Origin of the sequence: Erythrobacter sp. NAP1 (assembly GCF_000152865.1) — a bacterium.
Lineage (GTDB): Bacteria > Pseudomonadota > Alphaproteobacteria > Sphingomonadales > Sphingomonadaceae > Erythrobacter.
Window position 1 is genome coordinate 450,325 of the sequence record NZ_CH672390.1, and the last position, 12,090, is coordinate 462,414.

Below are 12,090 nucleotides of genomic sequence, written 5' to 3' on the forward strand. Positions count from 1 at the left end.
CTCCTCACGAACACGCGACACGCTGGATATGAGCGGGGAGCCGCGCGCGCCTTTGGTCGACAGCTTTCGTCGGCGCATCTCCTATTTGCGACTGTCGGTCACCGACCGCTGCGACCTGCGCTGCACCTATTGCATGCCAGAGCGCATGACCTTCCTGCCCAAGCGCGAAGTGCTGACGCTCGAAGAGCTCTACGACCTCGCAAGCGGCTTCATCGACCGCGGGGTGACGAAGATACGCATCACCGGCGGAGAGCCGCTGGTGCGCCGCGATATCGTCGATCTCATCCGCGCGCTTGGCCGCAAGCTGGGTGAGGGGCTCGAGGAGCTGACCCTGACCACCAATGCGACCCAGCTTGCCGATCATGCCGATGCCTTGGTCAGGGCGGGGTTGCGGCGGGTCAACGTGTCGCTCGATACGCTCGACCGGGAACTATTCGCGAAGCTGACGCGGCGCGACGCTTTGCCACGAGTGCTTGATGGGATTGCGGCGGCAAAAGCCTCGGGGCTCAAGGTCAAGCTCAACGCCGTCGCCTTGAAGGGTGCCAACGAGGAGGAACTGCCCGACTTGATCGGATGGGCGCACGGGCAGGGCCACGAGGTGACGCTGATCGAAGTGATGCCGCTGGGTGATGTCGAGGAAGAGCGCCTCGACCAGTACCTTCCACTCGATACGGTGCGCACGCGGCTGGAAGAGCGCTGGACGCTTACCGACAACGCGGCATCGACCGGAGGTCCCGCGCGTTATGTCGATGTGGAGGAAACCGGCGGCAGGCTCGGCTTCATCACTCCACACACGCACAATTTCTGTGACTGGTGCAATCGCATCCGCGTGACCGCGACCGGGCAGCTCTATCCGTGCCTTGGAGGCGGCGAGCGGGTCGACTTGCGCGCGGCGCTGCGTTCGGACGATCCGCAAGAGCAACTTGCCCGCGCTTTCGATCAGGCGATGCTGATCAAGCCAGAGCGTCACCATTTCCGCATGGATGAGCGAGGCGCCGACCCCGCGCTCGTCCGCCATATGTCTATGACTGGAGGGTAATCGGACATGGCCGTGACGATCCTGTTCCTTGGCCCCCTGCGCGACTTGGCTGGCGCAGAGACGCTCGAAGTTGAAGCGCCTCTCGACTGGTCGGGGCTTCTTGGCTCTGTGGGCGAAGAGGTTGCCGATCAGCTTCAGCAGGAACGCGTCAACGTCGCATGCGCGGGTCGCGTACTCGCTGACAAGACTGCATTGAAGGCAAAGGATGGCGACGAGGTCGCGCTGCTTCCGCCGGTGAGCGGCGGGTAGTCCTTTGCGCGACATTCGCCTGCTCGAAACACCAATGGATCCTGGCGCGGAGCTTGAAGCCCTGACAGCGGCCACGCCCGATGCTGGAGGGATCGCGAGTTTCGTGGGAAAGGTCCGCGCGAGCGGCGGGGTGGAAGCGCTGGAGCTGTCGCATTACGAGCCGCTCACTTTGCCCGGGATGCAAGAGCTCGCCGCGCAGGCGGAGCAGAGGTTCGCCCTAATGGGCCTCACCATGATCCACCGGATCGGAACAATGGGCCCCGGTGATCCCATCGTCCTTGTTGGCGCTGCCGCAAGGCACAGGCGCGATGCCATCCTCGCGGTCGATTTCTGCATGGACCATCTCAAGAGCGCGGCATGGTTCTGGAAGCGCGAGAAGCGTGGCGGCGAATGGCACTGGATCGAACCTCGCATTGAAGATCACGCCGACCTTGCGCGCTGGAGCTAGAAAACCGCATTTGTTTGATTTGGATCAAGGTGGTGTCTGAGCACCTGACCTAATTCTCCTTTCAACGAAGGAGAACATCCATGAGCAAGCAAATTCATGAACAACTCGCCCGCGGCAATGCGCGTCTTGTCGAAGCGCCCGTCGCACCGCGCCATCAGGTCGAAGCCGACCGCAACTTCGAACTTCCGACCTTCTTCTATGGTGCGACCGTTGCTTGCTATTTCGGTTTTCTTGGCCTGATGACCGCAGCATTCGGCAATGCCGAACTGGCCATCCCGATGGTGATCTTTGGTCTGTTCATCGTCGCAGGGTTCGGTGTCCCGTCGATCTGGACCCGCCTCAAGGAAAATGGCTCGCGCCCAATGACGCTTGGCAAGTTCGGGCAAGGCGGCATCATGACCGCTACCGGTCGCCTCGCACCGCGCGATGCAGCGATCCAGACGCTCATCCTTCCGGTATTGATCGTCGCCTGGGGCATCGCGATCGTAACCATCGCGGCGTTCGTAGCCTGACAGGTTTTGCGGGGGACGGGAGTGGAAACCCGCCGGGGCGCTGAAGGGATCCTAGCGCCCCGATAAATCCTGAAGAAGCGCGGGGTCGAGCACATCGATCCCGCGTTTTCCTTTGCGCGCGATTGCGCCCATCTCTTCGAGCTCGCCCAGCTTGCGGCTCACCGTCTCGATCGTAAGGCCAAGCATGTTGGCGATCTCGCCGCGGGTTAGCGGCAATTCGAATGACGAAGCGAGATGGCACGACGAATCGCTCGCAGCAGCCGCAAAATCGTGCAGCAGCGCCGCTAGCCGCGCCTCGGCGCTGGCGTGGGCTGTCAGTTCGAGCAGGTTGCGGGTCGCCAGCAGGTCTTCCTGACTGCGACGCAGCAGGGCACGGGCGAGAGCGGGGTAGTCGTCAATCGCCCGCTCGATATCGACGCGGGCAAAGGTGCAAAGGCGGCTCTCTGTAAGGGCGACGACGTCATGATGGGCAAATGGCGTAAACAGCTCGCCGATGAAGCCCGAGGGATGGACGAGGCTGAGGATCTGCTCGTTTCCGTCCTGATCGTATGCGCTCACTTTCAGCGCGCCGCTGACGAGTGTCGCACAAGCGGCCTCGTCATCGCCCGCAGCAAACAGCATTTCTCCGCGTTTCAAGGTCCGCGTGCGGCCGGCGGTGGCGAGTGCGTCGCGTTCTTCAGGCGTGAGGACCGCGCAGGCCGCGCTGTCCTTTACCGGGCAGGTTGCGCAGGCAAGGTTCATCAGCGCATCACCTCACTCAGAGTTTCGAGCATTTCATCCTGTTCCATTGCAAGCCGCGCGACATAGCTTTGCGCGGTTCGAATGTCCTCGATAGCGGCGAAACTGGTTGCTGCTTCGACTTCCATCCGGTCGAGATCAGCAAGCGCAATCGCGGTCTGTCCTCTTAGAGATGACAGGCTCGCAACCGCCACGAGAGCGCGTGATCGCACGTCGCTGTCATTCCCCCTGCCGCTGGCGGAGCGGGCCAAGCTGAGAGCGGCGGGCTGCTGTGCCATGAACTGTTCATGGGTACTGCGAGCCTGCTCGAGCGCCGCACCGATGCTGGCACGATCGGCAGGTGTGATCGCGGCCGGAGCCGGCGTCTGAACAGGCGTAAACTGACCCGACGCCCGCTCCGCATCGCGTATCGCAAGCGAGGGATAGCGATCAGAATCGCCAGCGCACGCAGCCAACGTCAGCACGGCGGTACCTGTCAGTACAAATTTGCAAGAATAGCTTTTCATCGTCCCTTTCCCGACTATCACGGGATCGTAGGCGCGCAAATACGCCAATTGGTGTGAACTCACCGCGAATTTGTCGGTCGTGAGGCGTTGACTTGTCGCACCCTTTCCCTTAACGGCACCACTCTTTCCGGCGCTGCAACCACGCGGCGCCGTAATGTCGTTCGGTTGTCGCGCCTCAAAGTCGCTCTCCGGACACACACGCAAGATTGAGAGTTACAAGCCATGTTCGCGATAGTGCGCACAGGCGGCAAGCAATATCGGGTTGCCGCCGGAGACAAGATTGCCGTTGAAAAGCTCGCTGGTGAAGCGGGCGACACCGTCACCCTGGGCGACGTTCTGCTCGCCGGCGAAGGCGATTCGATCGCTGACGCATCGAAGGTGACCGTCTCGGCTGAGATTATCGCTCAGGCGAAGAGCGAGAAGGTCGTCGTTTTCAAGAAGCGTCGCCGTCACAACTACCGCCGCAAGGCCGGTCACCGTCAGCAGATGACGCTCCTGCGCATTACCGACGTAGGCGAAGGCAAGAAGGCTCCGGCCAAGAAGGCAGCTGCTCCCAAGAAGGAAGAAGCAGAAGCCAAGGCCGCACCTGCCAAGAAGGCTCCGGCCAAGAAGGCAGCACCGAAGACCGCAGCGGCTAAGAAGCCCGCTGGAAAGAAAGCACCGGCCAAGAAGGCTCCTGCCAAGAAGGCAGCGCCCAAGGCTGAAGACAAGTAAGGACGTAGAGACCAATGGCACATAAAAAAGCAGGCGGTTCATCGCGTAACGGTCGCGACTCAGCCGGTCGTCGTCTTGGTGTGAAGAAGTTCGGCAGCGAGCAGGTCCTCGCTGGCAACATTATCGTGCGTCAGCGCGGCACCAAGTTCTACCCGGGCACCAATGTCGGCATGGGCAAGGACCACACCCTCTTCGCACTCGAAGCGGGCGTCGTGCGATTCCACAAGGGCAAGCAAGACCGCAAATACGTGTCGGTAGACATGCTTGCGGAAGCAGCCGAATAACCGGACGGTTCAAGAAAAGGATCGTCCACCGGGACGGTCCTAGCCGATCATAGCAATCGGCAACGAAGAGGGAGATGGGGCCGACCCGTCTCCCTCTTGTCGTTTCTCCCTCTCAGCTCGGCGAAATTATCTTTCGCTGCCACGCAATTGTCACGCATCGTGCCTAAGCGCACTCGCGGGGCGAGATGGAGAGTTCTCGTGTTTCATCGCAGTCAAAGATTGCTGCTCAGACCGATCTGGCCGGAAGACTGGGAAGGCGTGCTCAAGGGCATCGCCGATGAAGGCGTCGTGCGAAACCTGGCGCGCGCTCCATGGCCTTATTCGGCGAAAGACGCGCGCGAGTTTACCTCGCTGCCTTGCGAGCCGCTGTTCCCGCGCTTCCTCATCACCCGCGCCAGCGATGCGCAGGTGATCGGTTGCGTCGGGATCGACCGGATGGACGAGAGCGACACGATCGAGCTCGGTTACTGGATCGCGCGTGAGCATTGGGGGCAGGGTTATGCCACCGAAGCGGGTGAAGCGACGTTGAAGATCGCGCGCACGCTTGGGCACACGCAAGTTCACGCGGGCCACTTCCTCGACAATCCCGCCTCTGGCCGGGTGCTCGAGAAGCTGGGGTTCCAGCCGACAGGGCGGATCGTCGAGCGGCATTCGTGCGGGCGCGGCGAATCGGCTCCGACGGCTGAATTCGTGCTCGATCTCGCGGCGCAGGGCGAGGCCAGCGAGAAGCGGGCCGCGTAAAACCTTCGGGTAAGGCCAACCGGCAGCGCTTGAGAGGCGCTGCCGATTGGCCTAAACTCGCAATCAATATGACAAGTCGCAAAAGACTAAGCCCGGAAGAATCGCGCAAATCGGCGCTTGAAGCTGCTCGCGCGCTGTTGATCGAAACAGGCCCGCAATCGGTAACGCTCAAGGCGGTGGCTGCGCGCATAGGGCGCACGCACGCAAACTTGCTGCACCATTTCGGCTCGGCATCCGGGCTGCAAAAGGCGCTGGCAGAGCACTTGGCGAAGACCGTGTGCGAAACGATCATCGAAGCCGTGCGCGCAAGCCGTGCTGGGCTTGGCTCGGCTCGCGAAGTCGTAGATCTCGCCTTCGATGCTTTCGACCGCGAAGGGGCAGGCGCGCTCACCAGCTGGATGCTGCTGACCGGCAACGAGGACGCGCTCAATCCGATCATCACGACTATCCACGAACTGGTCGACGAGGTCGCTCCGGAAGAGGCGGAAACGCACAACGATCCGCTGCATGTGCACAAGGATACTCTGAGCCTTGTGCTGCTGGCGCTCGGCGATGCTTTGATCGGCGCGGCGCTTGCGAAATCGCTGGGCCTGCCGCGCGACACCGCGCGCGAACGGGCTGCCGCCAACCTCGAAGCCTCGATGGCCGAGCACTACGAGGCGTAACTCAGTCCGAAATGCCGGCTGCCTGCCACTCGGGCAGGGTAGAGGGATCGAGGTCCGTCACCCGCAGGTGATCGACGGCGAGCGCAAGCTCGGGATAGCTCGCCTTGCGTCGCTTCTCTTCGGACTGATCCAGCGGAACCACTACCAGCCTGCGATTGACCTTCTGACGCCAGTTCATGCGGGCCGTGTTTTCCTGCCCGACATAACAGCCCTTCTCGAAACTCACGCCGTGAAGCTCCACCGCGTTTGTCTCAAGCCAAAGGATATCGGCAATCTCCGCGCGGCCCTCGGGCACGCCTTGGCTGAGGCGGTAGGCTAGGTATTCGGCATCGGCTGATTCAGTTTCGCTGCGCTCTGCAACAGCACGGTACCCCAGGTCGGACAGGCGCGGGTCGGGCTTTGCTCCGTCAAATTTTTCCCGCGACCAGAAAACGGCTTGTGTCTCGTCGCGCGCGATGTCGATCTTGCGGCGCAGGCGGTAGAGCGAAAGCCTTCTTGCAAGATCGTCCGCTGCCTCCGCTTCGCAATCGAGCAGGATCTCGCCATCTTCGCCTTCCCAAATGAAAAAGTCGAACATTGCTTTGCCCTGCGCCGACAGCAGTGCTGCGTAAACAGGCAGTTCACCGGATACGTCGTTGGTAACGAGGCCTTGGAGAAACCCACGCACATCTTCGCCATCTTCGGTGGCTGCAAGGCGGATGATCGCCCTGTCGTTCAACAGTTTGCCGCTCATAGCTTCAATCTCTTTTCAACAGCTCTGGCAAGACGCTCGCCCAGCTGCGGTCCTTGTTCGGGGTAGAGATAGGGTTCGATAAGCTCGGCTTCCATGACCATCAGCGTTTCATCGTCCGCGCGCAGCATGTCGATGCGCGCGTAGAGCGGCGCATTGAAGGGCAGGGCATCGATGATGGCCCGTGCAGCCTGTGCTTCGCCGGGCGAGGGGGTATGCACGCTTTCGGTCCCGCCATAGAGCGACTGGATGCGATAATCGCCGTCTGCCGCCTTCTTGCGCAGCGCGTGGCTTAGCTCGCCGTCGATAAAGATGAAGCTGAGCTCGCCTTCGCGGGTGATCGCCTCGAGGAAAGGTTGCACCATCGCCGGATGCTCGAATTGCCATTCATCGCCAACCTCTCCGCGCGTCAGCAGTTCCTGCCCCTCCGCGCCAGCTCCCACCTGACGTTTGACCACGATCCTGTCAGTGTCGAACTCGTCCATCGCGGCACGGGCATCGTCGGCGTTCAGACCGTCCAGCCATAACGTAGGGATCGTCGCAGCGCCGCGCTCGGCCAAATCGCGCAGATAGGTCTTGGTGATGTTCCAGCGCACCACCTGCGCTGAATTGCAGACCTGAACTCCGCGAGCTTCGAGAGCTTCGAGTTTCGCGAGGAAAGCCTCTGACTTGTCTTGGTAATTCCAAGCCGTGCCGAGCATCGCGAGATCGACGCCGTCGAAGGTCTCAAGCGGTGCTTCCCAATCGATCACGGCGAATTCCAGGCCTGCACTACGCATCGCCGGTTCGAGTGATGCAACCATCAGATCATGCTCGAAAGCGTCGCTGCGGCGCTGACCCGCGCCGGGCAGAGTGGTTTCGCAGGCGAGGAATGCAATCTTGCTCATTGGTTTGCGGCCTTAGGGCTGATGAAAGGGGCTGGAAACCCCCGTTGCGCGAGGGGAAGCCGCCGCCTAAGGCTCGCGATCGATGACCGACACACTCACCATCCGCCGCCCCGATGACTGGCACCTGCATTTCCGCGATGGAGATATCATGCGCGGGGTCGTGCCTTACACCGCTCGCCAGTTCGCGCGTGCGATCGTCATGCCAAACCTTACGCCTCCGATCACGACGGCGGCGATGGCGGCAGATTACCGCGAGTGTATTCTCGCAGCCGTACCTGCAGGCGTGGAATTCTCGCCGCTGATGACCTGCTATCTCACCGACACGACCGACGCCAATGACCTCGCGCGCGGAGCGGCTGACGGGGTGTTCACTGCGGCGAAGCTCTATCCAGCCAATGCGACAACCAATTCCGCGCATGGCGTCAGCGATGTTGCAAAGATCTACCCGGTGTTCGAGCGGATGGAGGCAGAGGGCATCGTCCTTTGCGTCCACGGCGAAGTCACCAGCGCGGACATCGACGTCTTCGATCGTGAGGCCGAATTTATCGAGCGCCACCTGCGCGATATCGTTGCAAGCTTTCCGAAGCTGAAGGTCGTGTTCGAGCATATCACCACGAGCGATGCGGTGGACTTCGTGCTGCAGAGCGGCCCCAATGTCGCCGCAACCATCACCCCGCAGCATCTCCACATCAATCGCAACGCCTTGCTTGTCGGCGGTATCCAGCCGCACAATTACTGCCTCCCGGTTGCCAAACGTGAGAGTCACCGTCTTGCACTGCGCAAGGCCGCGGTGAGCGGAAATGCGCAGTTCTTCCTCGGCACCGACAGCGCGCCGCATCTGCGCGGCGACAAGGAAAGCGCCTGCGGGTGTGCGGGCATCTTTGGTGCGCCTTTTGCGCTGGAAAGCTATCTCACAGTGTTCGATGAAGAGGACGCCATCGACAAGTTCGAAGGCTTTGCTTCGCTCCACGGTCCTGCCTTTTATGGGCTGCCGGTAAACGAGGACACGGTGACGCTGGAGCGGGCCGAGGTGTCAGTGCCTGATAGCCTGCCGCTGGTCGGCTCGGAAATCGTCCCTTGGCATGGCGGGCAGACTATCGGCTGGCGGTTCGTAGGCTAAGCGGCGGCGGCCGCTTTTGCCCGGCGACTGCGTAGCCAGAGGTCTGCAACGAAGATCGCAACGGCGGTCCAGATCAGGACGAAGCTACCCAACTGTACTGGCCGAAGCTGCGCACCGAACACGGTAAGGCCGAGGAAGAAGACGATGGTCGGTGCCAGATACTGGATGAAGCCGAGCGTCGAATAATCCATCCGCCGCGCCGCAATAGCAAAGAGCAACAGCGGCACTGCGGTGACGACGCCCGAAAAGATGATCGCGAGGCTGAGGAATAAGTCGTTACCGAAAGAAGGGCCGGCCGGGCTCGCCGCGTACCAGGCGACGATGCCAATAGCTGGCACGAGGAGGATCATGCTTTCAATCGTGAGGCCGGGTAGCGATCCAACATCAATCTGTTTGCGAACAATGCCATAAAGGCCAAAGCTGAGGCCAAGTGTGAGGCTGATCCACAAGGTCGTGAGCGCACCGGCGGCCAAGAGCGCCACCCCGCTTGCTGCGATGGCGACTGCCAGCCACTGCCACCGGCTCAGCCGCTCACCGAGCAACAGCGTGCCGAGCAGCACGTTGAGCAACGGGTTCAGGTAATAGCCAAGACTGGCCGCGTAGACTTGGTTCTGCATGATCGCCCAGATGTAGACGAACCAGTTGATCGCAATCAGGATCGCACTGGCGAACAGTGCGAGCATTGTTCGCTTGTTACTGAGAGCGCGGCGCAGTTCCGCAAACTGGCTGCGGAAGGCCACGATCAGCAGGCATAGCGGCAGTGTCCAGATGATGCGCCAGCCCACGAACTCGAACGGCGGCACCGCCGTCACGAGCAACAGGTACAGCGGCAGGAAGCCCCAGATGATGTAGGCGCCGAGCGCGGCTGGAAGGCCTGAAGGGCTGGGCGAAGCGGAAGGGTCGTTTGGCTGGGACATCTGGCACCGGCAAGTAGGCGGCGGCGACCCCATGCGCAAGCACGCCGATTGCGGCCAAATCGCTCCCAAGCGACCCGCAAACCTGAACGAAAACCAACATCCGCTTTCGCGCTTCGTTCAGTTTCAACCCTCTATAGATGAACGCACACTGAGAGACACCGCTCTCCCCTCTCCACCCCTTCTCCTGTGAGCGGGTCTCTCAATTGACCTTGGGTCGCTATCCACCAAGCGGTCCGGGCGCGGCTCCCACCAGTCGCGGAAGGCGCTCCCATGACCCCAAAAAGGGGCGTGGGGGCGCTTTCAACTTTTCGCGCAAGAAGCGCTTCATCTCAGCGAAAATTAACCAAAGTCGGGCATCAAAGGCCAATGACGACCCGTGCCACTCATTTTGCCTTTCTCGCGCTCACGCTCGCGTTCGTTTCTGGCTGCGGCGAACAGGTCGATGAAGCACCAGCGCAGGTCCTTGCACAGGACCCGCAACTGGCGCGCGCGCTTAACGACCCGCTGATGGTCGATCCTGATCTTTCATGGCGTAGCGAAGCCAATGCCGTGATCGCCTATCGCGATGGCCACCCGCTTCCTTTGATCGAAGCAAGAGAAGACGCTGCGGCGAGAGCTCGCGAGGAGGCCCGCCTCGAACTTCTCGAGAACGGCCAGATCCCCGTAACTCCCAGTGCCAGTTCACAGGCAAGCGAGACCACCTTTGCCGACTTGAAAACAGCAGACCAGATGGTCGAGGCAGCAGGGGCGCGGACGGATTGCATCGCTCGCATGGATAGCGATCTGGTATGGTCCACCCGCATGCCTCCGACCTCTTCCATCATGCCGCATGGCATGGTCCAACAGGCTGCAGGGGTGGATGAGTGGACCTGTGTCGTGCGGGTCGTGCGATATATGACGCCTGTCTCGATCGACGATGCGCTGGAATACCACTGGACCAAGATTGAGCGGGCACGCTTTGATATCACTCGGTATGCCCAACCCACTGCGCAGCTTCATGGCGAACGGCGCGACCAGAAGGTCATCTTCGAGTTTCGCGAAGGACCGGGCGGGATGACCGCCGTGGATGTGGTTCATTGGCGCAAGTAAGGCGGTGACACCCTAGTCGCCGATTCCAATCTCGATGTTTGCGCGCGGTTGTTCCATCTCGTTGCTTGCCACGGGGTAAGCGCAATAGTCGGCGGCATAATACGCTGCCGGACGGTGATTGCCCGAAAGGCCAATTCCGCCAAACGGGGCTGACGAAGACGCTCCATTCGTGGGGCGGTTCCAATTGATGATCCCAGCGCGTGTGTTCGCCCAGAAGCGCCCATAATCATCAGGCGATCCTCCGATGAGAGAGGCCGAAAGCCCAAACCGGGTGTTGTTGGCCTCAGCAATGGCCGCATCAAGGTCTGGGACACGGATTACTTGCAGAAGAGGGCCGAACAGCTCGATGTCCGGGCGATCCTCAATCTCGGTCGTGTCGATGATACCGGGAGTTAGGAAGGGACGATCGAGATTGGGCCTGCGCATATGCAACAGCGCCTTGCCCCCAGAGGTCAGAAGCGCAAGAAACGAGTCGCTGAGCCCATCGGCGGTTTCATTGTCGATCACCGGGCCCATGAAGGGCTGCGGATTGTCGAAAGGATCGCCGACGATCAACCGTTTAGCCATCGGCAGCAATTCAGCCATGAGCGGCTCATACATCGAGGATTTGACTATCAATCGCCTGGCCGCGGTGCAACGCTGGCCTGCAGACGTGAACGCGCTTTGGATTATGAGCGCGCATGCATCGGAGATCTTCGGCGTATCGATAACTACCAGGGGATTGTTGCCGCCCATTTCGAGCGCGACGATCTTGCCAGGATTGGCCGCGAGCTTGCGATTGATCGCGATGCCGGCCTGAGCGCTTCCGGTAAACAGAACACCGTCAATTCCCGGATGCGCGACCAGCTCTTTGCCTTGATCAGGACCGCCGACAAGGCCTTGAACCACGCCATCGGGGATCCCCGACCGGCTCCAGCATTCCAGCAGGGCCATTCCAACCGCTGGTGCTTTTTCAGATGGCTTGAAGATGACGGTGTTCCCGGCGATCAACGCCGGGACCATATGGCCGTTAGGCAAGTGCGCCGGGAAGTTATGCGGGCCCAAGACAGCCATGACGCCGTGCGGTTTGTGCCGAAGAGCGGCCGTTCCCTGAAGGGCGCTGTCGCGCTTTTTCTTTCCGGTCCGCTCTGCATAGGCCTGAACCGAGATGTCCACCTTTGCGACGACCGCGTCGACTTCGGTGCGCGCTTCCCAAAGCGGCTTGCCTGTCTCGCGCGCGATCAGTTCTGCCAGTTTGTCTGCGTCGGATCGCACTTCGTTGGCGAAGCGGCGAGCAACCTCGACCCGGTGGCTCAACGCCTGTGCCGCCCATGCAGGCCAGGCTTTGCGCGCGCGGCTTACTATGGCGTCTACGTCGCCCACAGGCCCGCGCCAGACTTCCTCGCCGGTTGAAGGTGAGAAGGATGTAAGAGTGTCGTGCGCTGTTTGGTCTGTCACTGTCACGTTCGCTT

The 12,090-nt window shown here is 61.2% G+C and carries 16 protein-coding genes; 10 read left to right on the plus strand and 6 right to left on the minus strand.

The window, feature by feature from the left end; translation table 11 throughout:
- Positions 1-28: 28 nt before the first annotated feature.
- The 4 genes from moaA to NAP1_RS02065 all read left to right on the plus strand — a co-directional run bounded on the left by moaA (position 29) and on the right by NAP1_RS02065 (position 2,248).
- Positions 29-1,039: a GTP 3',8-cyclase MoaA gene (gene moaA, locus NAP1_RS02050; RefSeq protein ID WP_007163553.1), complete on the plus strand. Its 1,011-nt coding sequence runs from the start codon at positions 29-31 to the stop codon at positions 1,037-1,039.
- 6 nt (positions 1,040-1,045) lie between these two features.
- Positions 1,046-1,288 carry a MoaD/ThiS family protein gene (locus NAP1_RS02055; protein WP_007163554.1) on the plus strand — a complete coding sequence of 81 codons (243 nt, stop codon included), beginning with the start codon at positions 1,046-1,048 and terminating at the stop codon, positions 1,286-1,288.
- Positions 1,289-1,292: 4 nt separating this feature from the next.
- Positions 1,293-1,736, plus strand: a complete 444-nt coding sequence (locus tag NAP1_RS02060) for a molybdenum cofactor biosynthesis protein MoaE (protein ID WP_007163555.1) — start codon at positions 1,293-1,295, stop codon at positions 1,734-1,736.
- A gap of 80 nt (positions 1,737-1,816) precedes the next feature.
- Positions 1,817-2,248, plus strand: a complete 432-nt coding sequence (locus NAP1_RS02065) for a hypothetical protein (RefSeq protein ID WP_007163556.1) — start codon at positions 1,817-1,819, stop codon at positions 2,246-2,248.
- A gap of 51 nt (positions 2,249-2,299) precedes the next feature.
- On the opposite strand, the gene NAP1_RS02070 is transcribed toward NAP1_RS02065, so the two are convergent.
- Together NAP1_RS02070 and NAP1_RS02075 are read right to left on the minus strand one after the other, a co-directional pair.
- On the minus strand, positions 2,300-2,989 hold the full coding sequence (locus NAP1_RS02070; protein ID WP_007163557.1) for a Crp/Fnr family transcriptional regulator: 690 nt from the start codon (positions 2,987-2,989) through the stop codon (positions 2,300-2,302).
- Positions 2,989-3,492 carry a hypothetical protein gene (locus NAP1_RS02075; RefSeq protein WP_007163558.1) on the minus strand — a complete coding sequence of 168 codons (504 nt, stop codon included), beginning with the start codon at positions 3,490-3,492 and terminating at the stop codon, positions 2,989-2,991. Before NAP1_RS02075 ends, NAP1_RS02070 begins: the two co-directional genes overlap by 1 nt.
- A gap of 222 nt (positions 3,493-3,714) precedes the next feature.
- On the opposite strand from NAP1_RS02075, the gene rplU reads away from it, so the two are divergent.
- The 4 genes from rplU to NAP1_RS02095 all read left to right on the plus strand — a co-directional run bounded on the left by rplU (position 3,715) and on the right by NAP1_RS02095 (position 5,896).
- Positions 3,715-4,206 carry a 50S ribosomal protein L21 gene (gene rplU, locus NAP1_RS02080; RefSeq protein ID WP_007163559.1) on the plus strand — a complete coding sequence of 164 codons (492 nt, stop codon included), beginning with the start codon at positions 3,715-3,717 and terminating at the stop codon, positions 4,204-4,206.
- Between the two features lie 14 nt (positions 4,207-4,220).
- Complete coding sequence (gene rpmA / locus NAP1_RS02085; RefSeq protein ID WP_007163560.1) at positions 4,221-4,490, plus strand: 50S ribosomal protein L27; 270 nt, start codon at positions 4,221-4,223, stop codon at positions 4,488-4,490.
- 198 nt (positions 4,491-4,688) lie between these two features.
- Positions 4,689-5,231, plus strand: a complete 543-nt coding sequence (locus NAP1_RS02090) for a GNAT family N-acetyltransferase (RefSeq protein WP_040464169.1) — start codon at positions 4,689-4,691, stop codon at positions 5,229-5,231.
- Between the two features lie 68 nt (positions 5,232-5,299).
- Positions 5,300-5,896 (plus strand): TetR/AcrR family transcriptional regulator, encoded by a 597-nt coding sequence (locus tag NAP1_RS02095; protein WP_007163562.1) that lies wholly within the window; start codon positions 5,300-5,302, stop codon positions 5,894-5,896.
- A gap of 1 nt (position 5,897) precedes the next feature.
- Here NAP1_RS02095 and NAP1_RS02100 read toward each other — a convergent pair whose 3' ends face one another.
- Positions 5,898-6,629, minus strand: a complete 732-nt coding sequence (locus tag NAP1_RS02100) for a folate-binding protein YgfZ (protein ID WP_007163563.1) — start codon at positions 6,627-6,629, stop codon at positions 5,898-5,900.
- The gene (locus tag NAP1_RS02105; RefSeq protein ID WP_007163564.1) at positions 6,626-7,513 is read right to left on the minus strand and encodes a RimK family alpha-L-glutamate ligase; all 888 of its coding nucleotides are present in this window, start codon (positions 7,511-7,513) and stop codon (positions 6,626-6,628) included. Before NAP1_RS02105 ends, NAP1_RS02100 begins: the two co-directional genes overlap by 4 nt.
- A gap of 82 nt (positions 7,514-7,595) precedes the next feature.
- Between NAP1_RS02105 and pyrC the strand changes: the two genes are divergently transcribed.
- On the plus strand, positions 7,596-8,633 hold the full coding sequence (pyrC, locus tag NAP1_RS02110) for a dihydroorotase (protein WP_007163565.1): 1,038 nt from the start codon (positions 7,596-7,598) through the stop codon (positions 8,631-8,633).
- On the opposite strand, the gene rarD is transcribed toward pyrC, so the two are convergent.
- Entirely contained in the window at positions 8,630-9,550 is a 921-nt protein-coding gene (rarD, locus tag NAP1_RS02115) for an EamA family transporter RarD (RefSeq protein WP_007163566.1), read from the minus strand. The genes pyrC and rarD overlap by 4 nt on opposite strands.
- A gap of 366 nt (positions 9,551-9,916) precedes the next feature.
- Between rarD and NAP1_RS15770 the strand changes: the two genes are divergently transcribed.
- Positions 9,917-10,639: a hypothetical protein gene (locus tag NAP1_RS15770; RefSeq protein ID WP_007163567.1), complete on the plus strand. Its 723-nt coding sequence runs from the start codon at positions 9,917-9,919 to the stop codon at positions 10,637-10,639.
- Positions 10,640-10,651: 12 nt separating this feature from the next.
- On the opposite strand, the gene astD is transcribed toward NAP1_RS15770, so the two are convergent.
- A complete protein-coding gene (gene astD / locus NAP1_RS02125) occupies positions 10,652-12,076 on the minus strand; it encodes a succinylglutamate-semialdehyde dehydrogenase (protein WP_241761164.1) in 1,425 nt (474 codons plus the stop codon).
- Between the last annotated feature and the right edge of the window lie 14 nt (positions 12,077-12,090).